General features: G+C 66.4%; 21 protein-coding genes and 1 riboswitch. Of the genes, 17 read left to right on the forward strand and 4 right to left on the reverse strand.

The features are described 5' to 3' along the window. Positions 1 to 51 precede the first annotated feature (51 nt). The 15 genes from ACFOOQ_RS18995 (at position 52) to paaI (ending at position 15,814) form a co-directional block, all read left to right on the forward strand. Positions 52 to 900, forward strand: a complete 849-nt coding sequence (locus tag ACFOOQ_RS18995) for an SDR family NAD(P)-dependent oxidoreductase (RefSeq protein ID WP_379729218.1) — start codon at positions 52 to 54, stop codon at positions 898 to 900. Continuing rightward, positions 897 to 1,421, forward strand: a complete 525-nt coding sequence (locus tag ACFOOQ_RS19000) for a MarR family winged helix-turn-helix transcriptional regulator (protein ID WP_379729219.1) — start codon at positions 897 to 899, stop codon at positions 1,419 to 1,421. Before ACFOOQ_RS18995 ends, ACFOOQ_RS19000 begins: the two co-directional genes overlap by 4 nt. Continuing rightward, entirely contained in the window at positions 1,418 to 2,257 is an 840-nt protein-coding gene (locus ACFOOQ_RS19005) for an enoyl-CoA hydratase family protein (RefSeq protein WP_379729220.1), read from the forward strand. The genes ACFOOQ_RS19000 and ACFOOQ_RS19005 overlap by 4 nt, the downstream gene beginning before the upstream one ends. Before the next feature lies 1 nt (position 2,258). Then, complete coding sequence (locus tag ACFOOQ_RS19010; RefSeq protein WP_379729222.1) at positions 2,259 to 3,458, forward strand: acyl-CoA dehydrogenase family protein; 1,200 nt, start codon at positions 2,259 to 2,261, stop codon at positions 3,456 to 3,458. Next, complete coding sequence (locus tag ACFOOQ_RS19015) at positions 3,455 to 4,927, forward strand: oxidoreductase (RefSeq protein WP_379729224.1); 1,473 nt, start codon at positions 3,455 to 3,457, stop codon at positions 4,925 to 4,927. The genes ACFOOQ_RS19010 and ACFOOQ_RS19015 overlap by 4 nt, the downstream gene beginning before the upstream one ends. Next, positions 4,920 to 6,560 (forward strand): AMP-binding protein, encoded by a 1,641-nt coding sequence (locus tag ACFOOQ_RS19020; protein ID WP_379729226.1) that lies wholly within the window; start codon positions 4,920 to 4,922, stop codon positions 6,558 to 6,560. Before ACFOOQ_RS19015 ends, ACFOOQ_RS19020 begins: the two co-directional genes overlap by 8 nt. Positions 6,561 to 6,957: 397 nt before the next feature. Beyond that, the gene (locus ACFOOQ_RS19025; RefSeq protein ID WP_379729227.1) at positions 6,958 to 8,148 is read left to right on the forward strand and encodes an ABC transporter substrate-binding protein; all 1,191 of its coding nucleotides are present in this window, start codon (positions 6,958 to 6,960) and stop codon (positions 8,146 to 8,148) included. 223 nt (positions 8,149 to 8,371) lie between these two features. After that, a complete protein-coding gene (locus ACFOOQ_RS19030; RefSeq protein WP_379729228.1) occupies positions 8,372 to 9,571 on the forward strand; it encodes an ABC transporter substrate-binding protein in 1,200 nt (399 codons plus the stop codon). Between the two features lie 80 nt (positions 9,572 to 9,651). Next, entirely contained in the window at positions 9,652 to 10,572 is a 921-nt protein-coding gene (locus ACFOOQ_RS19035) for a branched-chain amino acid ABC transporter permease (protein WP_379729229.1), read from the forward strand. A 12-nt stretch (positions 10,573 to 10,584) separates the two neighbouring features. Continuing rightward, positions 10,585 to 11,730: a branched-chain amino acid ABC transporter permease gene (locus ACFOOQ_RS19040; RefSeq protein ID WP_379729230.1), complete on the forward strand. Its 1,146-nt coding sequence runs from the start codon at positions 10,585 to 10,587 to the stop codon at positions 11,728 to 11,730. After that, positions 11,723 to 12,478 carry an ABC transporter ATP-binding protein gene (locus ACFOOQ_RS19045; RefSeq protein WP_379729231.1) on the forward strand — a complete coding sequence of 252 codons (756 nt, stop codon included), beginning with the start codon at positions 11,723 to 11,725 and terminating at the stop codon, positions 12,476 to 12,478. Before ACFOOQ_RS19040 ends, ACFOOQ_RS19045 begins: the two co-directional genes overlap by 8 nt. Before the next feature lie 19 nt (positions 12,479 to 12,497). Next, the gene (locus tag ACFOOQ_RS19050; RefSeq protein ID WP_379729233.1) at positions 12,498 to 13,208 is read left to right on the forward strand and encodes an ABC transporter ATP-binding protein; all 711 of its coding nucleotides are present in this window, start codon (positions 12,498 to 12,500) and stop codon (positions 13,206 to 13,208) included. A gap of 236 nt (positions 13,209 to 13,444) precedes the next feature. After that, positions 13,445 to 14,494, forward strand: coding sequence for a GGDEF domain-containing protein (locus ACFOOQ_RS19055; protein ID WP_379729234.1), 1,050 nt, complete (start codon positions 13,445 to 13,447; stop codon positions 14,492 to 14,494). A 64-nt stretch (positions 14,495 to 14,558) separates the two neighbouring features. Beyond that, positions 14,559 to 15,365: an enoyl-CoA hydratase-related protein gene (locus ACFOOQ_RS19060; protein WP_379729235.1), complete on the forward strand. Its 807-nt coding sequence runs from the start codon at positions 14,559 to 14,561 to the stop codon at positions 15,363 to 15,365. Next, the gene (gene paaI / locus ACFOOQ_RS19065) at positions 15,362 to 15,814 is read left to right on the forward strand and encodes a hydroxyphenylacetyl-CoA thioesterase PaaI (RefSeq protein WP_379729236.1); all 453 of its coding nucleotides are present in this window, start codon (positions 15,362 to 15,364) and stop codon (positions 15,812 to 15,814) included. The genes ACFOOQ_RS19060 and paaI overlap by 4 nt, the downstream gene beginning before the upstream one ends. 6 nt (positions 15,815 to 15,820) lie before the next feature. Here paaI and ACFOOQ_RS19070 read toward each other — a convergent pair whose 3' ends face one another. Then, the gene (locus tag ACFOOQ_RS19070) at positions 15,821 to 16,198 is read right to left on the reverse strand and encodes a TfoX/Sxy family protein (protein WP_379729237.1); all 378 of its coding nucleotides are present in this window, start codon (positions 16,196 to 16,198) and stop codon (positions 15,821 to 15,823) included. A gap of 76 nt (positions 16,199 to 16,274) precedes the next feature. Further along, positions 16,275 to 16,348, forward strand: a riboswitch (Fluoride riboswitch). A gap of 89 nt (positions 16,349 to 16,437) precedes the next feature. Here ACFOOQ_RS19070 and crcB point away from each other — a divergent pair. Next, on the forward strand, positions 16,438 to 16,848 hold the full coding sequence (gene crcB, locus ACFOOQ_RS19075) for a fluoride efflux transporter CrcB (protein WP_379729238.1): 411 nt from the start codon (positions 16,438 to 16,440) through the stop codon (positions 16,846 to 16,848). A gap of 40 nt (positions 16,849 to 16,888) precedes the next feature. Here the strand turns inward: crcB and ACFOOQ_RS19080 are convergent, their stop codons facing one another. Then, positions 16,889 to 17,722, reverse strand: a complete 834-nt coding sequence (locus ACFOOQ_RS19080; protein ID WP_449265823.1) for a ferredoxin--NADP reductase — start codon at positions 17,720 to 17,722, stop codon at positions 16,889 to 16,891. Between the two features lie 249 nt (positions 17,723 to 17,971). Here ACFOOQ_RS19080 and ACFOOQ_RS19085 point away from each other — a divergent pair, with 249 nt between their 5' ends. Further along, positions 17,972 to 18,160 (forward strand): CsbD family protein, encoded by a 189-nt coding sequence (locus ACFOOQ_RS19085; RefSeq protein WP_379729239.1) that lies wholly within the window; start codon positions 17,972 to 17,974, stop codon positions 18,158 to 18,160. A 59-nt stretch (positions 18,161 to 18,219) separates the two neighbouring features. Here the strand turns inward: ACFOOQ_RS19085 and ACFOOQ_RS19090 are convergent, their stop codons facing one another. Both ACFOOQ_RS19090 and ACFOOQ_RS19095 read right to left on the reverse strand, forming a co-directional pair. Further along, positions 18,220 to 18,936: a ribonuclease activity regulator RraA gene (locus tag ACFOOQ_RS19090; RefSeq protein WP_379729241.1), complete on the reverse strand. Its 717-nt coding sequence runs from the start codon at positions 18,934 to 18,936 to the stop codon at positions 18,220 to 18,222. Positions 18,937 to 18,987: 51 nt separating this feature from the next. After that, entirely contained in the window at positions 18,988 to 19,317 is a 330-nt protein-coding gene (locus tag ACFOOQ_RS19095; protein WP_379729243.1) for a ferredoxin family 2Fe-2S iron-sulfur cluster binding protein, read from the reverse strand. Between the last annotated feature and the right edge of the window lie 13 nt (positions 19,318 to 19,330).

Below are 19,330 nucleotides of genomic sequence, written 5' to 3' on the forward strand. Positions count from 1 at the left end.
GGCTCCAGGATTTATTTTATATTTAAAATATAATTCAGGGAGCCTGGGCCGATGGCCGCAAGCAAGCGCAAGGCAGCATCAACACCCGCCGCGGAAGATGGCGCCGCGGATGACAGCACCGCGCCGCTGGCCGGCCGGCATGCGCTGGTCACCGGCGCCAGCCGCGGCATCGGCTGGGCCGTGGCGCAACGCCTCGCTGCCGCCGGTGCCGCCGTCAGCCTGATCGGCCGCGACGCCGCCCTGCTGGAACGCCGTGCTGCCGAACTCGACGAGGCTTACGGCGTCAGCGCCGGGGCCTTCCCCGCCGATGTCACCGACGCGGCCGCCGTCGCGGCGATGCTGCAGCAAGCCGCCGCCCTGCTGGGGCCCGTCGACATCCTGGTCAACAATGCCGGCTTCGGCGCCAGCCAGCCTTTCGCCAAGATGACCGCCGGGCACTGGAACGACATGCTGGCGGTGAACCTGACCGGCGTGTTCACCGTCACCCGCGCCGCCATCGGCGGCATGCTGGCGCGCAAGCGCGGCCGCGTCATCAACGTCGCCTCCACCGCCGGCCTGACCGGTTATGCCTATGTCGCCGCCTATTGCGCGGCGAAGCACGGCGTGGTCGGGCTGACCCGGGCGCTGGCCCGCGAATATGCGAAAAGCGGCATCACCGTGAATGCCGTCTGCCCCGGTTATGTCGATACCGACATGACCGCCACCACCATCGACACCATCGTGAAGAAAACCGGCCGCAGTGCCGCCGAGGCCCGCGCCGAACTGGCGGCCGGCAATCCGCAGGGCCGGCTGGTCCGGCCCGAGGAAGTGGCCGATGCCGTCATCTGGCTGGCCGGCGACGCCGCCGCCGCCGTGACCGGTCAGTGCATCGCCGTCGCCGGCGGAGAGGTCATGTCATGAGCGAACTGCGCCAGCCTGCCCCGCCCGCCAACGACCGCGAGACCGGCACCACCCGCGACGACAAGCTGGAACTGCGGCTGTGGCTGCGGCTGCTGACCTGCTCGAACCTGATCGAGGGCCGCGTGCGTGGCGCCTTGCGCACACGCTTTGACACGACCTTGCCGCGCTTCGACCTGCTGGCCCAGCTCGACCGCAGCCCGGACGGCCTCAGCATGGGCGAACTCAGCGCCCGCATGATGGTCTCGAACGGCAACATCACCGGGCTGACCGACCGGCTGGTCGAGGAAGGCCTGGTCAAACGCACCCCCTCGGCCCGCGACCGCCGCAGCAGCCATGTCAGCCTGACGCCGGCCGGCAAGAAGGCCTTCGACGCCATGACCCCGGAACACGAGCAATGGGTCGACGACATGATGGCCGGCCTGAGCCGGCAGGACATGCAGCAGCTGTTCCAGCTGCTCGGCCGGCTGAAGACCTCGGTGCTCAGCACCGCAACCGACAAAGACGAGGGAGACGACCGGTGAGCGGCACGACACAGACCAAGGCGGCCGATTTCCGCCCCGTGCATTTCGGCTGGGCCGTCGCCGGCAAGGTGGCGACCGTCACGCTGAACCGGCCCGAGCGCAAGAATCCGCTGACCTTCGAATCCTACGCCGAACTGCGCGACACCTTCCGCGCGCTCAGTCATGTCGCCGACGTGAAGACGGTGGTGATCACCGGCGCAGGCGGCAATTTCTGCTCCGGCGGCGACGTGCACGAGATCATCGGCCCGCTGGTGAAGATGAAAGAGTCCGGCGACATGCAGGGCCTGCTCGCCTTCACCCGCATGACCGGCGACCTCGTCAAGGCGATGCGCCACTGCCCGCAGCCGGTCATCGCCGCCATCGACGGTATCTGCGCCGGCGCCGGCGCCATCCTCGCCATGGCCTCCGACCTGCGGCTGGCCACGCCGCGCACCAAAACCGCCTTCCTGTTCACCCGGGTCGGCCTCGCCGGTGCCGATATGGGCGCCTGCAACATCCTGCCGCGCATCATCGGCTCCGGCCGCGCCGCCGAGCTGCTCTATACCGGTCGCAGCATGGCGGCCGAGGAAGGCGAGCGCTGGGGCTTCTTCAACCGGCTGGTCGCGCCCGAACAGGTGCTGGCCGAGGCGCAGGCGCTGGCCGCCGAACTCGCCGCCGGGCCAACCTTTGCGCACGGCATCACCAAGACCTGCCTGCACCAGGAATGGTCGATGGATCTCGATGCCGCCATCGAGGCCGAGGCGCAGGCCCAGGCGATCTGCATGCAGACCCGGGATTTTGCCCGCGCCTACCATGCCTTCGTGGCAAAGCAGAAGCCGGTCTTCGGGGGCAACTGAGATGGACCGCAGCTATCTCAACTGGCCGTTCTTCGAGGAGCATCACCGCCGCCTCGCCGCCTGCCTGCAGGACTGGGCGGCGAAACATGCCGCGCACCACGACGAGGATGCCGATATCGATGACGTCTGCCGCGGCTTCGTGCGGCAGCTCGGCAAGGACGGTTTCCTCGGCCTGACCGTGCCGCGCGACGGCGGCGGCCTGAACGAGGTGCTGGATGTCCGCGCACTGGCGCTGGCCCGCGAGATTCTCGCCTATCACCACGGCCTCGCCGATTTCGCCTTTGTCATGCAGGGGCTCGGCTCCGGGCCGATCAGCCTGTTCGGCACGCCCGAGCAGAAGCGTCGCTGGCTGCCCGGCGTGGCCAATGGCTCGAAGATCGCGGCGCTGGCCATGTCGGAACCCGATGCCGGCTCCGACGTCGCCAATGTCAGCACGGTTGCCGTCCCCGATGGGCAGGGCTTCCGGCTGAACGGCGTGAAGACCTGGATCTCCAACGGCGGCATCGCCGACCAGTATACGGTGATCGCCCGGCTCGGCGACGCACCCGGGACCAAGGGACTGGCCTGTTTCGTGGTCGAGGCCGGCACGCCGGGCTTCAGTGTGCCCGAGCGCATCGATGTGATGGCGCCGCATCCGCTCGGCCGGCTCGAATTCCGCGACTGCGTGATACCCGCCGGCAACCTGATCGGCCGCCCCGGCGAAGGCTTCAAGATCGCCATGAGCAATCTCGACGTCTTCCGCTCCACCGTCGGGGCCGCCGCGCTCGGTTTCGCCCGCCGCGCGCTCGACGAGGCTTTGCGCCGCGTGCATGTGCGCAAGGTGTTCGACCAGAAGCTCGCCGATTACCAGCTGACCCAGGCCAGGATCGCCGACATGGCGACCGAGATCGACGCTTCGGCCCTGCTGGTCTACCGCGCCGCCTGGACCAAGGATCGCGGCGCCGACCGCGTCACCCGCGAGGCCTCGATGGCCAAGATGTACGCCACCGAGGCGGCCCAGCGGGTGATCGATGCCGCCGTGCAGCTCTGGGGCGGGCTTGGCGTCACCCGTGGCGTCATGGTCGAAAGCCTGTATCGCGAGATCCGGGCGCTCCGCATCTACGAGGGCACCACCGAGGTCAACAAGCTGGTGATCGCCGGCCAGACCTATGCCGCCTATATGGCCGAGAATGGGGCGGCCTCAGAGGGCGGCGCGCCATGAAGCTGCTGCAGCCGCTCGCCATCAACGGCATGACCTTGCCCAACCGGGTGGCGGTACCCGCCATGGTGACACGGCTGTCCGGCGAGGACGGCTTCGTCAACCAGGACATCGTCGACCGCTACGTCCGCTATGCCCGGGGCCATGTCGGCCTGATCGTGGTCGAGGCGACGGCGGTGCATGCCAACAAGTCCGGCCCGCTGCTGCGGCTGTCGTCGGACGAATTCATCGCCGGCCACCGCGACCTGACCCGGCAGGTGCACGACACCTCCGACAGCAAGGTGGTGCCGCAGATCATCCATTTCCTGAAGGTCGCGCGGTCCGGCTGGCGCCAGACCATCGACAGCCTGTCGCCGCCGGAGATCGAGACCATCATCGCCCAGTTCGGCGCCGCCGCCGCGCGCGCGCGCCTTGCCGGCTACGACGGCGTCGAGCTGCATTCGGCGCATGCCTATACGCTGTCGTCCTTCCTGTCGCGCCGCAATCCGCGCCGCGACGATTACGACGGCCGCACGCTGGAGGGCCGGCTCGCCATGTTCGGCCGGGTGATGGCGGAAGTCCGCCGCCAGGTCGGCCATGACTTCCCCGTCGGCGTGCGCTTCCTCGCCGAGGAAGCGATCAAGGAAGGCTATACCGTCGAGGACGCCAAGCTGATCGGCCTGCGCATGGCGCAGCTCGGCGTCGATTACATCTCGCTGTCGGTCGGCGGCAAGTTCGAAGATGCGGTGCACCGCGAGGGCCAGCCGCTCTATCCCTATACCGGCTATTCCGGCGACCGCTGCATGCCCGGCGACTGGTATCCGCCGCTGCCGCATGCCCATCTGGCCGCCGGGGTGAAGCAGTTCATCAACGCGCATGGTTTCGACGTGCCGGTGATCTCGGTCGGCAAGATCAGCGACCCGGCCGATGCCGAGGCCCTGCTGCAGGAGGGCCGCGCCGACATGGTCGGCATGGCGCGGCAATTGCTCGCAGATCCCGACTGGGTGAAGAAACTCGAAGACAATCGCGCCGACCAGATCGTGCGCTGCATCTACTGCAACGTCTGCAAGCAGCTCGACGAGAATTTCAAGGAAGTGAACTGCTTCCTCTGGCCCAAGGGCCTGCGCCAGGCGCCGCCTGACCGCACCGGCGGCGAGGCGCCGCGCTGGCCGGATGGTGGCGCCGGACTGGTCGCCACCGTAGCGAAAGGCCAGGTGAAACTCGCCTGGAAGCCGGCCCTGCCCGGCACCGCACCGATTGCCGGCTATAACGTGTACCGCGCCGAGGACGACGGCACCGCCCGCGTCACCGAGGCGGTGAAATCGACCAAGCATGCCGACCGCGTCGTGCTCGGCGGCCTGCGCTACACCTATTACGTCCGTGCCCATGATGCGGCCGGACGTGCAACACCGCCGTCAGATGCGGTGCGTATCGACCTCCCCGTCCCGATCGCCGAACCCGCCTCTTCTATTGCCGAGGTGCATCATGCATAGGTTCGAATCCTCCGCCCATACCGACAGTTTCGCCCGCGATCACCTGCCGCCGCAGGACCAGTGGCCGGAGATGCGCTGGGACACACTGCCCGAGCTGGCCGCCTATCCGAAGCGACTGAACTGCGCCCGCGAACTGCTCGACAGACAGGCAGCGAAATACGGCGACCGGCCGGTGATCCATTACAACGACGAGGTCTGGACCTACCGCTACCTGCTTGAGGCCGCCAACCGCATCGCCCATGTGCTGGTCGATGACCTCGGCGTCAAACCGGGCAACCGGGTGCTGCTGCGCGCGCCGAACAACCCGATGTATGTCGCCTGCTGGTTCGCGGTGATGAAGGTCGGCGCCATCGCGGTGGCGACCATGCCGCTCTATCGCTGGCGCGAGCTGACTTTCATGGCCGACAAGGCCGAGATTGCCGTGGCGATCTGCGACTGGCGCCTGCGCGACGAGATGGAGACGACCCTGAAGGAATCGCGGCAGCTCAGAACCTGCCGCTATTTCTATGCCGAGGGCCCGGAGTCGCTGGAAAGCCTGATGGCGACCAAGCCGGCGACCTTCGAGACTGTCGACACCGCCTGGGACGATGTCTGCCTGATCGCCTTCACCTCCGGCACCACCGGCCCCGCCAAGGGCTGCATGCACTTCCATCGCGACATCATGGCGATCTGCGACACCTTCAGCCGCTATGTGCTGCAGCCGGACAAGGATGACGTCTTCACCGGCAGCCCGCCGCTCGCCTTCACCTTCGGGCTGGGTGCGCTGGTCACCTTCCCGATGCATGCCGGCGCCTCGACCGTGCTGGTCGAACAGTTCACGCCGCAGAAGATCCTCGAAACCATCCAGGCGAAAAAGGTCAGCGTGCTGTTCACCGCGCCGACCGCCTATCGCGCCATGACCGAGATGGCGAAGGACTACGACATCGCGTCGCTGGAGAAATGCGTCTCGGCCGGCGAGACCCTGCCGCGACCGACCTGGGACGGCTGGCGCGACGCCACCGGCATCCGCATCACCGACGGGCTGGGCTCGACCGAGATGCTGCATATCTTCGTCACATCCGCGGGCGACGGCATCCGCCCGGGAGCCACCGGCAAGGCGATCCCCGGCTTCGAGGCACGCGTGGTCGACGAGCGCGGCAATCCGGTGCCGCCCGGCACGGTCGGCCGGCTGGCGGTGCGCGGCCCCACCGGATGCCGCTATCTCGACAATCCGGAACGCCAGGCCGCCTATGTGAAGGACGGCTGGAACTTCACCGGCGACGCCTATGTCTGCGACGAGGACGGCTATTTCTGGTACCAGGCCCGCACCGACGACATGATCGTCTCGGCCGGCTACAACATCTCCGGCCCCGAGGTCGAAGCCGTGCTGATGCTGCATCCGCTGGTGCAGGAATGCGCGGTGGTCGGCGCGCCGGACCCCCAGCGCGGCCAGATCGTGAAAGCCTTCGTGGTGCTGCGCGAGAAGGACCGGGCGACGGCGGAGACCGCGAAACTGCTGCAGGATTTCGTCAAGGCCGAGATCGCGCCCTACAAATACCCGCGCGCCATCGACTTCATCGACACCCTGCCGCGCACCCAGACCGGCAAGGTGCAGCGCTTCGCTCTGCGCAGCCGTGATCCGGCTGCTGCCTGACATTTATTTGCGCTTGCAAATACACGTCGCGGCATGCGAGGCTCGCATGCAGGATATTTCTTGCCGGGACTAAAAGCTGCAATATAATACCGGCTGCAACAGGGAGGGGAGGAACCGCCAGCATCACGGGCTGGGCCGCGACAGACAGCATCAACGCTGCGGCATCAATCCGTTACCGTCACAGACTCCAGGCCCTCGGCCGCCCCCGCGATCCGCGTCCCCGGACCTTGTGCCGGAGGCGACATGGACTTGCGCCACGGGCGTGGACTACAGTCGATGGCAACAGGGCAAGGCACCACGCCACAGGCGTTCGGGGGCCAGACGATAATCAGGGATGTGACCGGCACAGGCTGCCGCAAGGGCCGTCTGCGTCACACATAGGGAAAGGGAAACAGGAATGAAGATTTCAACGCTGCTGCAACTGACTGCGGGCCTCGCGCTGGCCGCGACGCCGTTCATCACCGAGCCGGCCGCCGCGCAGGCCAACAAGAAGATCAAGATCGGCTTCGTCACCACCCTGTCGGGCCCCAATGCGGCCTACGGCAAGGACATGAAGAACAGCGTCGAGCTGGCGCTCGATCATCTCGGCCACAAGATGGGCGGCATCCCCGTCGAGGTGATCTACGAGGACGACGAGCAGAAGCCGGAAGTCGGCAAGCAGAAGACCGAAAAGCTGCTGCAGCGCGACAAGGTCGATTTCATTGCCGGCTATATCTGGTCGAACGTGCTGCTGGCTTCCTACAAGCCGGCGATCGACAACAAGACCTTCCTGATCAGCGCCAATGCCGGCCCGTCGCAGCTCGCGGGCACCCAGTGCAGCCCGTATTTCTTCTCGGCCTCGTGGCAGAATGACCAGAACCCGATGGGCCTCGGCATGCTGCTGAACCAGAAGGGCGTGAAGAAGCTCTACATCGTGGCGCCGAACTATGCCGCCGGCCAGGACATGGCCACCGGCGTCAAGGCCACCTTCAAGGGCGAAGTCGTCGGCCAGGACATGACCAAGTGGCCTGACCAGCTCGACTTCTCGGCCGAGATCTCGAAGATCCGCGCCGCCAAGCCCGATGCGGTCTGGATCTTCTACCCGAGCCGCTGGGGCGTGCAGTTCCTCACCCAGTACAGCCAGGCCGGCCTGAAGAAGGAAATCCCGCTCTATTCCGTCTTCTCGGTCGACGCGGTGACGCTGAAGCTGCAGAAGGATCTGGCGCTGGATACCTACTTCGGCCTGTTCTGGGCGCCCGACCTGCCGTTCGCCGCCAACACCAAGTTCGTCGGCGACTACAAGAAGCAGTTCAAGGACACCCCGACCTTCTACGGCGCGCAGTCCTATGACGCGATCAACCTGATCGCTTCGGCAGTGGTCGCCACCAAGGGCAACCTGAAGGACAAGGCGGCGGTGCAGAAGGCGCTCGAGGCGGCGAAGATCGACTCGGTGCGCGGGCCGTTCAAGTTCAACACCAACCACTTCCCGATCGAGGCGATCTACCAGCAGGAAGCCTACAAGGCGGGCGACGGCGAGTACGATATCCGCACGATCAGCAAGATCGTCGACAACCTCGAGGATCCCTACGCCAAGCAGTGCAAGATGTAACCACCACCGGGGGGCGCCGCACGGTCTCGTGCGGCGCCCTTTCTGCGTCTGCCGCCCTGTATTGCTGCGGCATCCTGTGAAAGCCCGATTGCCTCGTGAATTATTTTATGTCTAAAATATCTCCCACGGGGGACTCCTTGAGGGCATGCAACGCCGGACAGCATCCGGCCACTGCGTCCGGCATCATTGCCGGCGCGACGGCGTGTCTTATCGGGAGACCATCATGACCGCTTTCCGTTTTGCACATTTCGCCGGTGCCACCGCACTGGCGCTGACGATCCTGTTCGCCGCGCCGCAGCCCGCCGCCGCGCAGGCCAACAAGAAGATCAGGATCGGCTTCGTCACCACCCTGTCGGGCCCCAATGCGGCCTACGGGCAGGACATGAAGAACAGCGTCGAGCTGGCGCTCGATCATCTCGGCCGCAAGATGGGTGGCATCCCCGTCGAGGTGATCTACGAGGACGACGAGCAGAAACCGGAAGTCGGCAAGCAGAAGACCGAAAAGCTGCTGCAGCGCGACAAGGTCGATTTCGTCACCGGCTACATCTGGTCGAACGTGCTGCTGGCGTCCTACAAGCCGGTGGTCGATGCGAACACCTTCCTGATCAGCGCCAATGCCGGCCCCTCGCAGCTCGCCGGCGCCCAGTGCAATCCGTATTTCTTCGCTGCCTCCTACCAGAACGACCAGCTGCCGAATGCCATGGGCGAGCTGCTGAACCAGAAGGGCGTGAAGACCCTCTATATCGTCGCGCCGGGCTATGCCGCCGGCAACGATCAGGCCAATGGCGTCAAGGCCACTTTCAAGGGCAAGGTGATCGGCCAGGATATGACCAAATGGCCCGACCAGCTCGACTTCTCGGCCGAGATCTCGAAGATCCGCGCCGCCAGACCCGATGCGGTCTACATCTTCTACCCGAGCCGCTGGGGCGTGCAGTTCCTGACCCAGTACAGCCAGGCCGGCCTGAAGAAGGACGTGCCGCTCTATTCCGCCTTCACCGTGGATGCCGTGTCGCTGACCCTGCAGAAGGATCTGGCGCTCGACACCTATTTCGGCGCCTTCTGGGGTTCCGACCTGCCCTATGCGATCAACCAGAAGATGGTTGCCGATTTCCGCAAGACGCATGGCCGGGCGCCGACCTTCTACGGCGCGCAATCCTATGACGCGATCAACCTGATCGCCTCGGCGGTGACCGCCACCAAGGGCGACCTGAAGAACAAGCCCGCGGTGCGCAAGGCGCTGGAAGCGGCGAAGTTCGATTCGGTGCGCGGCGCCTTCAAGTTCGGGCCGAATCACTTCCCGATCCACAATGTCTACCAGCAGGAAGCGTACAAGAGCGCGGATGGCGGGTATGACACGCGGACAGTCAGCACGATTCTCACCGCCTATCAGGATTCCCACGCCGCCCAGTGCAAAATGCAGTAACCTCCGGCGTTCTTTCACCGGCGGGCCGCGGGCTAGACCCCCGCGGCCCGTCAGACCCGCAGCCCAGCCGACCGCAGATCATGTCCCTTCTTCTCTTCGAGCAATTCCTCAACGGCCTGCAGGTCGGCCTGCTGCTGTTCCTGCTGGCCGCCGGCCTCACCCTCGTCTTCGGCATCATGGACCTGGTCAACCTCGCCCATGGCTCGCTGTACATGATGGGGGCCTATTTTGCGGCGGTCTTCACCCAGTGGACCGGCAGCTTCTTCCTCGGCGCCCTGCTTGCCCTGCCAGCCGGCGCACTGCTCGGCATCGTCACCGAGGTGATCGCGCTGCGCACGCTGTATGCCCGCGACCATCTTGACCAGGTGCTGGCCACCTTCGGCCTGATCCTGTTCTTCAACGAACTGGCCCGGCTGGTGTTCGGCGTCGGCGGCATGGCCATCGATCTGCCGGAGTTCCTCAAGGGCCAGATCGAGATACTGCCCGGCCTGCCCTATTCCAGCTTCCGCTTCGCCATCATCGCCGTCGGGCTGGCCGTCGCGCTGTTCCTCTATGTGCTGGTCCAGCGCACCCGGCTCGGCATGCTGATCCGCGCCGGCGCGTCCAACCGCGAGATGATCGGGGCGCTCGGCATCGACATCAAGCTGCTGTTCACGCTCGTCTTCGGACTGGGCTCGGCGCTGGCCGCGCTGGCCGGCCTGATGTCGGGACCGATCACCACGGTGCAGATCGGCATGGGCGACAACATCCTGATCCTCGCCCTCGTCGTCATCGTGATCGGCGGTATCGGCTCGATCCGCGGCGCCTTCATCGCCGCGGTCGCCATCGGCGTCATCGACACCATGGGGCGCGCCTTCCTGCCCAACATCCTCGGCCATTTCCTCAACCCGTCCGATGCCGGCACGCTGGCGCAGGCGGTCTCTTCGATGCTGATCTACATCCTGATGGCCGGCGTGCTGGTGCTGCGACCGGCCGGCCTGTTCCCCGCTCCGGGCCGCTGAGGAATGCCGCCGATGTCTTCGCCCGCGTCCTCCGCATCGCCGCGCGCCCGTTCGTGGCCCGTCACCACCATCGTCGGCCTCGCGCTGCTGGCCGCGCTGGCGCTGGTGCCAGCCTATGCCGCGGCCTTCGACGATCCCTTCATGCTGACCCTGTTCACCCGCATCGTCATCATGGCGATCGCGGCGGTCAGCCTGAACCTGATCCTCGGCTATGGCGGCCTGGTCAGCTTCGGCCATGCCGCCTATATCGGCGTCGGCGGCTATACCGTCGGCATCATGGCCGCCTCGGGCGTCACCAATGGCTGGCTGCAATGGCCGCTGGCCATCCTGATGTCGGGCATCGTCGCCCTGCTGATCGGCCTGCTGTCGCTGCGCACCAGGGGTATCTTCTTCATCATGATCACGCTGGCGCTGGCGCAGCTGATCTACTACCTCGGCAACGGCGCCTATGCCTATGGCGGCGATGACGGCCTGACCATCCTGCAGCGCTCGCAGTTCAGCGGCCTGATCGACCTGACCAGCAGGCCGAGCCTGTACTGGCTGTGCTGGGTCCTGCTGGCCGCCGTGTTGTATCTCAGCCACCGCATCATCAATTCGCGCTTCGGCATGGTGATCCGGGGCGCCCGCTCGAACGACCGTCGCATGGCGACGCTGGGCTATCCGGTGTTCCGCTACCGGCTGACCGCCTTCGTCATCGCCGGCATGATCTGCGGCCTGGCCGGCGTGCTGACTGCCACCAACACCGATTTCATCAGCCCGGCGATGATGCACTGGACCCGCTCGGGCGACCTGATCGTCATGGTGGTGCTGGGCGGCATGGGCAACCTGTTCGGGCCGCTGTTCGGCTCGGTGATCTTCCTGCTGCTGGAAGAGATCCTGTCGGGCTGGACCGAATACTGGAAGATCGTGTTCGGCCCGATCCTGCTGCTGGTGGTGATCTTCGCCCGCGGCGGCATCGCCGGCGCCATGCTGCGCGGCTCGTCGGGCACGCTCCTCGCCGGCGCCGCCACGCTGTATCTGATTTACGGCGTGCACCTGATCTACGAGGATGCCTGGCTGGTGCCGACCCTGCTGCTGCTCGGCGCCGGCGGCGTCGTGCTGCTGCTGTGGCGTTACGGCACCGGCGGCCATGTCCAGACCGGAGGCGACCATGCCTGAGGCCATCCTGCAGGTCGACGGCCTGATCAAACGCTTCGGTGGCCTGCTCGCCACCGACAACCTGTCGCTCGACATCCGGCCCGGCGAGATACACGCCGTGATCGGCCCGAACGGCGCCGGCAAGACCACGATGATCGGCCAGCTGATCGGCGAACTGCGCCCCGATGCCGGCAGCATCCGCTTCATGGGCCAGGACATCACCGCCCTGCCGGTGCATGCCCGCGCCGATCTCGGCATCGCGCGCTCATTCCAGATCACCTCGATCTTCCATGACTTCACCGCCCTCGACAATGTCGCGCTGGCCGTGCAGGCCCGGCAGGGCCATTCCTTCCGCTTCTGGGGCAATGCGCGCGCCGATGCCAGCCTGCGCACCCCGGCCCTGCGGGCGCTGGAGCAGGTCGGTCTCGCCCATCGCGCGGAGGTGACCGCCAGCGTGCTGAGCCATGGCGAGCACCGCCAGCTTGAGATCGCCATGGCACTGGCCACCAACCCGAAACTGCTGCTGCTCGACGAACCGATGGCCGGCATGGGGCCGGAGGATTCGGCCCGCATGGTACAGATGCTCAAGCGTATCAAGGGCAGCATCCCGATGCTGCTGATCGAACACGACATGGATGCGGTCTTCGCCCTCGCCGACCGCATCACCGTGCTGGTCTACGGCCGCAACATCGCCACCGACGTGCCGGACGCGATCCGCAGCAACGAGGCGGTGCGCCAGGCCTATCTCGGCGACGAAATGCCGGCCTGAGAAGATGACGGAGTAACAGATGGCCCGCCTGCTCGAAGTCGACTCCATCGACACCTTCTACGGCCGCAGCCAGGTGCTGTTCGGCATGGGCCTGGCCATCGATGCCGGTGAGGTGGTCACGCTCATGGGCCGCAACGGCATGGGCAAGACCACCACGATCCGCTCGATCATGGGGCTGACCCCCGCCTCGCAGGGTGCCATCCGCTTCCGTGGCAGCGACATCCGCGGCCTGCCCAGTTACCGCGTCGCCAAGGTCGGCATCGGTCTGGTGCCGGAAGGCCGGCAGATCTTCCCCAATCTCTCGGTGCGCGAGAACCTTGTCGCCACGGCGGCCAACCGCCGCGCCGCCGACAGCCCGTGGACCTATGAGCGGGTGATCGAGTTGTTTCCCCGCCTTGCCGAGCGCGCCGGCAACATGGGCAACCAGCTGTCGGGTGGCGAACAGCAGATGCTGGCGGTCGGCCGGGCGCTGATGACCAATCCGCACCTGCTGATCCTCGACGAGGCCACCGAGGGTCTGGCGCCGCTGATCCGGCTGGAAATCTGGAACTGCCTCGAACGGCTGAAGCAGGCCGGCCAGTCGATCCTGGTGGTAGACAAGAATGTCGATGCCCTGACCCGGCTGGCCAACCGCCATTACGTGATCGAAAAGGGCCGCGTGGTCTGGCAGGGCGATTCCGCCGCCCTGCTCGCCGCCCCGGATATCCAGCACCGCTATCTCGGCATCTGAAGACTGCCGCATCCGGGGGCCGTGGCGGAAATTTCGCCGCAACCCCATTGCCAGCCTGCGCACTTCGCCGCAAAGTATGTCCGGCGGCGTAAAAACGCGCGAACGGGGAATTTCGCCCGCAGACGCTGAAACAGCCGCAGCAGCGTACACGCCGAGAGATGTGTAAGGGGGCGTTCCGACAGGGAAGCGCCTGAACAGAGGCTGGTCAGTAAGGGCTGGTCTGGGGGCTGGGTGGGATGTATCACGACGATCTGCATCACGCGGCAGAACTGGCCCACGCGGCCGTCACCAGCATGACCCGCTTCTCGATTCCGCCGACCCCGATCAATTTCACCATCTGGTACGAATACCATGCCGGCCGCGATCCGGCGCTCAGCCGCGCCATCGACGGCCTGCTGGCCGGCAACGCACCGTTCACGCCGGAAACCACCCTGCAGCTCTACGAGGAATTCCTCAATCCGGCCCGCCTGCTGCGCGCCTCGCGCGAGACCACCGAGAAGCTGCAGGAGGCAATGGACGACCTGCGCAGCGTCGTCGGCGCGGCCGAGGAGAATGCGCGCTCCTATGGCGCCAAGCTGGAACATTTCTCCGGTAACCTCGACCGCCACGAGCCGGAACCCGCGCTGGGCTCGCTGGTCAGCGGTATGCTGCAGGAAACCCGCGCCATGGAAGAGCGCAACCGCACGCTGGAAGACCGCCTCGCCGAGACCACGGCGGAGGTGAAGCTGCTGCGCGAGCATTTCGAGCAGGCCCGCCGCGAGGCGCTGTCGGATTCGCTGACCGGCCTGGCCAACCGGAAGAATTTCGAGCAGACGCTCACCCTGCTGGCCAAGGCGGCGCAGGACGAGCACGAGCCACTGGCGCTGATGCTGATCGACATCGACCATTTCAAGCTGTTCAACGACCGCCACGGCCACCAGACCGGTGACACGGTGCTGCAACTGGTCGCCCGCACGCTCAGCGACAACGTCAAGGGACAGGATCTGGCGGCACGCTATGGCGGTGAGGAATTCGCCCTGCTGCTGCCGCGCACTCGCGCCGAACAGGCGGTCAAGCTCGGCGACAACATCCGCGTGCTGGTGTCGGGCCGCAAGCTGGTGAAGCGCAATTCCGGCGAGGATCTCGGCCGCATCACCATATCGGCCGGCGTCGCCCAGTATCGTGCCGGCGAACCGCTCAGCACCTTCGTGCAGCGCGCGGACACCGCGCTCTATGCCGCCAAGCGCAAGGGCCGCAACATCGTGGTTGCCGCAGCGGAAGCCCCGGCCGACGCCCCGGCGGCCTGATCCTTCCTGTTCCGCCTGGAAATCGGCTAGCCTTGCCCGCATAAACCTGCGGGAGGAAACCATCATGGCCTACAGCACCCTGCTGGTCGGCAAGGCGGACGGTATCGCCACCATCACGCTGAACCGGCCCGAACGGCTGAACGCGCTGAGCGCCGAACTGATGACCGAACTGCTGGCCGCCCTCGACGGGATCGATGCCGATGCGACGATACGCTGCCTGCTGCTGACCGGTGCCGGCCGCGGCTTCTGCTCCGGTGCCGATCTGGCCCCAGATAATAAGTTAGGGGGCGACCTCAACCAGGGCTGCGGCCTGCCCGACCTCGGCCGCGCCCTGCATGAGCGCTATCACCCGGTGATCCGCCGCCTCGCCGCCTTCCGCATGCCGATCGTCTGCGCGGTCAACGGCCCGGCCGCCGGTGCCGGAATGTCGCTGGCGCTGTGCGGCGACATCGTCCTCGCCGGGCAGTCGGCCAGCTTCCTGCAGGCCTTTGCCAATATCGGCCTGGTGCCCGATGCCGGCAGCACCTATTTCCTGCCGCGTCTGGCCGGCACTGCGCGCGCCATGGGGCTGGCCATGCTGGGCGAACCGCTGCCGGCCGAGACCGCCGCCGCCTGGGGCCTGATCTGGAAATGCGTCGCCGACGATGAACTGATGGCCGAAGCCGGCAAGCTGGCAGCGAAATTCGCCAAGGGCCCGACCGTGGGCCTCGGCCTGATCCGCCAGGTGATGCGCCAGAGCTGGGATGCTTCGCTGGATGCCCAGCTCGAGGCCGAACGCGCGGCCCAGACCAAGGCCGGCCGTACCCGCGACTTCATCGAGGGCGTGACCGCCTTCCTGCAAAAGCGCCCGGCCAAGTTCACCGGCCAATGACCTCGCCGCAGGCCATCGCCGACGCCGTCGGCAAGCTCGCCGCCGAACGCGACATGGCCGCGCGTCGGCTCGGCATCGCGCTGGTCTCCATGGCGCCCGGCGGCTGTTGCTTACGCATGACCGTGCAGCCCGACATGGTCAACAGCCACGGGACCTGCCACGGCGGCGTGATCTTCACGCTGGCCGACAGCGCCTTCGGCTATGCCTGCAATTCCTTCAACCGCAACACCGTGGCGCAGCAGTGCGACATCAGCTTCCTGCGCCCGGTGGCGGTCGGCACAGAGCTGACTGCCACCGCGGAGCTGCGTTCGACCACAGGACGCAGCAGCGTCTACGACATGACGGTCACCGACGCCACGGGGAACATGGTCGCGCTGTTCCGTGGCCTCGCCCGCACGGTGGCCGGCGAAACCATTCCGGGCCTCGGCGGCCCCGAACCGGGAGAGTGATCCGGCCTAGAAGCGCCGGCGGACCGGCTGGCGCCTCGCCGGCGGCGGTGTCGCGGCCTTCTGGGCGCGGGCAACACCGAGTGCCGTCTTGGCCCAGGCAACCGCCTCGTCGGCGTCGTCGATCAGGTCGGCCGGCATCTGCCAGTAGCTCATCTGCACCGGCTTGCCCTTGCCCTCGTAGGTAAACGGGCCGCAGCCGCGCGCCTCGAAGGCCTTGGCCGTCTCGGCATCGGCCTTCAGGTAGATGGTATCGTCGTGGATCAGGCCGAACATCAGGCCCCGGCAGTACAGTCCGGCGCCGCCGAACATGCGGCGGACGCTGACGCCGCCCAGCGGGGCGAACAGCTCCTGGGCAAAGTCGAGAAAGTCGGGACTCGTATCCATGCGGCGCAGACTAGAGGGCCGCCGGGATGCCGCCAAGAGCGGGCTTTTGACCGGCGAAAAAATTTTCGCTAGCATTCCCGGCGATGGGGATGGAGTCCCCCGACAACCGCCGCCGGCCCGATGCCGGTCGCTGATGGCTCCTACCGCGGCGCGCTGACGGTAGGATTCTGTCCGCTCCTCGCCGCTGCACCGAGTGAAATGCCGGCCCGGCCGGTTACGAGGAAGGACAGACGCAGATCATGACGCCCTATCTTCTTGTCGCCGCCGGCGGCGCCTTCGGCAGTATCGGCCGCTACTGGATGGCCGGCAGCCTCGATGCCCGGCTGAATGCCGCCCTGCCGCAGCTGATGTTCCCGACCGGCACCCTGCTGGTCAACGTGCTGGGCAGCTTCGTGATCGGCGCGCTGGCCGGCATGGAAGAGGAGGTCACCCGCTGGGGCCTGCCGAACGACGCCCGGCTGCTGCTGATGGTCGGCTTCTGCGGCGGCTTCACGACGTTTTCGAGCTTCAGCCTGCAGACCCTCGGCCTGCTGCGCGAGGGCCTGCTGCTGCGCGCCGGCGGCAATGTCGCGCTGTCGGTGCTGCTCTGCCTGATCGCCACCTGGGCCGGCATCGCGCTGATGCACGCGCTCGGCCGGCCGGTCAGCTGAGGCCGGCAGCGTAGAAAAGACTTACTGCTCGACGCCAATATTACTGTTCAACAAACGCCTTCTCGATCACATACTGGCCGGCGCCGGTGGTCGAGCCTTCCTGCCAGCCCAGCCCGTCGAGCATGGTGCGCATGTCGGCCAGCATCGCCGGGCTGCCGCACAGCATGATGCGGTCGTTCTCGATGTTCAGCGGCGGCAGGCCGAGATCGCTGAACAGCTTGCCGGACGTGATCAGGTCGGTGACGCGGCCCCGGTTGCGGAAATCCTCGCGGGTCACGGTCGGGTAATAGACCAGCTTCTTCTTCACCTCGTCGCCGAAGAATTCATTCTCGGGCAGCTCTTTGGTGATGAGGTCCTGGTAGGCGAGTTCGCCCACGGTGCGCACGCCATGCACCAGCACGATCTTCTCGAAGCGCTCGTAGGCGTCCGGATCCTTGATCACCGACATGAAGGGCGCGAGGCCGGTGCCGGTCGACAGCAGATAGAGCGTCTTGGCGGGCGTCAGGTTGTCCTGCAGCAGGGTGCCGGTCGCCTTGCGGCCGACGATGATGCGGTCGCCGACCTTGATGTGCTGCAGCCGCGAGGTCAGCGGGCCGTCCTGCACCTTGATCGAGAGGAATTCGAGGAACTCTTCATAGTTCGCGCTGACCATCGAATAGGCGCGCAGCAGCGGCTTGTTGTCGACGAACAGGCCGATCATGGCGAACTGGCCGTTGATGAAACGGAAGCTGGGGTCGCGCGTCGTCTTGAAGGTAAACAGCGTGTCGGTCCAGTGATGGACGTGGGTCACGGTCTCTTCGCGCAGGTTGCCGCCCGGCTTGAGCAGCGGATGCGACGGGGCGGTCTCGGCAACGGCGGCGGCAGTCTGGGTCATGAGTTCGCTCGACAGGTCTGGGACAGCTTGGCGGGCTGGCCGGAATACGTCCCGGCCTATTCATATGTGTACATATAATACACTCCGGCAGCCGGCGCATCCCGAAATATACATTCCCCACAAAATATCAAGCCTTCATGATAATTCACATAAACTTGATGAGAATATAGGCAGGAACCCACGGGGCGGGCCCGGCGTTACGTCTGCATGCCAGCCTTTCACGGCATGGACCGACCCCGGAGAGACATCATGGACCACGATCGCATCGAAGGCACCGCCAAGCAGGTCAAGGGCAGCCTCAAGGAGGGCGCCGGCAAGCTGACCGGCGATGCCAAGCTGAAAACCGAAGGCAAGGCCGACAAGGCCGAGGGCAAGATCCAGAATGCCGTCGGCGGCATGAAGGACGCCGTGCGCGACGCCGCCAAGCCCAAGCACTGACGCCAAGCACTGACCATACCGTCTGGGCCGGTATCCGGTTTTCCTCTCCGGATGCCGACCTAGCGGCCGGTCTGTTTCCGCCAGGCCTCGAAATCCACCTTGGTCTGCGGATCGGTCGCCGGATAGAGACCGCGGATCGAGCGGCCGGCGAGCACCTGTTCGGTGACGAAATCCTCGAAGGCCGTCATCTCCACCGCCTCGTCGGCGATCTCGTCGGCGATCCCGGCCGGGATCACCATCACCCCGTCGCCATCGCCGACCACCACGTCACCCGGGAAGACCGGAGCGTCGCCGCAGCCGATCGGCACGTTGATGTCGATGGCCTGATGCAGGGTCAGGTTGGTCGGCGCCGAGGGCCGGCTGTGGAAGGCCGGAATCGCCAGCCGGGCGATCTCGGCGGCATCGCGAAAGCCGCCGTCGGTGACCACGCCGGCAACGCCGCGCATCATCAGCCGCGAAATCAGGATCGAGCCGGCCGAGGCGGCGCGCGCATCCTTGCGGCTGTCCATCACCAGCACGGCGCCGGCCGGGCAGATTTCCACCGCCTTGCGCTGCGGATGCTCGGGGTTCTGGAACACCGTGATCGGGTTGAGATCCTCGCGCGCCGGCATGTAGCGCAGCGTGAAGGCCTCGCCCACCATGACCGGCAGCGCCGGATTGAGCGGCTTCACATCCTGGATGAACTGGCTGCGCAGGCCGCGCTTGTACAGCGCGGTGGCCAGCGTGGCGGTGCTGACCGTCTTCAGGCGGTCGCGCGTCTCGGCCTTCAGGCCCATGGTCAGTCCCCTCCCCGGGATCTGGTGATTTCTGCTTTTCAGGCGAGCGTCTCAGCCCATCATGTTACGGGTCGCCGTCGGCAGGGCAACGGTCAGGCCGTCGAGGTCCGGGGTCATGATGAGCTGGCAGCCGAGCCGCGAGGTCTTGGTCAGGCCGAAGGCGAGGTCGAGCATGTCTTCCTCGTCGGGCTTGGCGGCCGGCAGCCGGCCGTACCACGCCGGGTCGATGATCACGTGGCAGGTCGAGCAGGCCAGCGAGCCCTCGCAGGCCCCCTCGATATCGACACCGTGCTTGTGGGCGATCTCCAGCACCGACAGGCCGACGGGGGCGTCGACCTCGAGGCGTTTGCCGTCCGGCTGGATGAAAGTCATCTTGGGCATTCCGGGAACCATC

The sequence above is a fragment of the Ferrovibrio xuzhouensis genome, assembly GCF_042648965.1.
In the GTDB taxonomy this organism is placed as follows: Bacteria; Pseudomonadota; Alphaproteobacteria; order Ferrovibrionales; family Ferrovibrionaceae; genus Ferrovibrio; species Ferrovibrio xuzhouensis.

Coding starts and splice junctions, on each gene's coding strand:
- ACFOOQ_RS19060 (WP_379729235.1), top strand. CDS start 14,559: ATGGCCTACAGCACCCTGCTGGTCGGCAAGGCGGACGGTATCGCCACC.
- ACFOOQ_RS19045 (WP_379729231.1), top strand. CDS start 11,723: ATGCCTGAGGCCATCCTGCAGGTCGACGGCCTGATCAAACGCTTCGGT.
- ACFOOQ_RS19020 (WP_379729226.1), top strand. CDS start 4,920: ATGCATAGGTTCGAATCCTCCGCCCATACCGACAGTTTCGCCCGCGAT.
- ACFOOQ_RS19090 (WP_379729241.1), bottom strand. CDS start 18,936: ATGGGCCTGAAGGCCGAGACGCGCGACCGCCTGAAGACGGTCAGCACC.
- ACFOOQ_RS19050 (WP_379729233.1), top strand. CDS start 12,498: ATGGCCCGCCTGCTCGAAGTCGACTCCATCGACACCTTCTACGGCCGC.
- crcB (WP_379729238.1), top strand. CDS start 16,438: ATGACGCCCTATCTTCTTGTCGCCGCCGGCGGCGCCTTCGGCAGTATC.
- paaI (WP_379729236.1), top strand. CDS start 15,362: ATGACCTCGCCGCAGGCCATCGCCGACGCCGTCGGCAAGCTCGCCGCC.
- ACFOOQ_RS19095 (WP_379729243.1), bottom strand. CDS start 19,317: ATGCCCAAGATGACTTTCATCCAGCCGGACGGCAAACGCCTCGAGGTC.
- ACFOOQ_RS18995 (WP_379729218.1), top strand. CDS start 52: ATGGCCGCAAGCAAGCGCAAGGCAGCATCAACACCCGCCGCGGAAGAT.
- ACFOOQ_RS19010 (WP_379729222.1), top strand. CDS start 2,259: ATGGACCGCAGCTATCTCAACTGGCCGTTCTTCGAGGAGCATCACCGC.
- ACFOOQ_RS19000 (WP_379729219.1), top strand. CDS start 897: ATGAGCGAACTGCGCCAGCCTGCCCCGCCCGCCAACGACCGCGAGACC.
- ACFOOQ_RS19070 (WP_379729237.1), bottom strand. CDS start 16,198: ATGGATACGAGTCCCGACTTTCTCGACTTTGCCCAGGAGCTGTTCGCC.
- ACFOOQ_RS19080 (WP_449265823.1), bottom strand. CDS start 17,722: ATGACCCAGACTGCCGCCGCCGTTGCCGAGACCGCCCCGTCGCATCCG.
- ACFOOQ_RS19035 (WP_379729229.1), top strand. CDS start 9,652: ATGTCCCTTCTTCTCTTCGAGCAATTCCTCAACGGCCTGCAGGTCGGC.
- ACFOOQ_RS19040 (WP_379729230.1), top strand. CDS start 10,585: ATGTCTTCGCCCGCGTCCTCCGCATCGCCGCGCGCCCGTTCGTGGCCC.
- ACFOOQ_RS19025 (WP_379729227.1), top strand. CDS start 6,958: ATGAAGATTTCAACGCTGCTGCAACTGACTGCGGGCCTCGCGCTGGCC.
- ACFOOQ_RS19015 (WP_379729224.1), top strand. CDS start 3,455: ATGAAGCTGCTGCAGCCGCTCGCCATCAACGGCATGACCTTGCCCAAC.
- ACFOOQ_RS19030 (WP_379729228.1), top strand. CDS start 8,372: ATGACCGCTTTCCGTTTTGCACATTTCGCCGGTGCCACCGCACTGGCG.
- ACFOOQ_RS19085 (WP_379729239.1), top strand. CDS start 17,972: ATGGACCACGATCGCATCGAAGGCACCGCCAAGCAGGTCAAGGGCAGC.
- ACFOOQ_RS19055 (WP_379729234.1), top strand. CDS start 13,445: ATGTATCACGACGATCTGCATCACGCGGCAGAACTGGCCCACGCGGCC.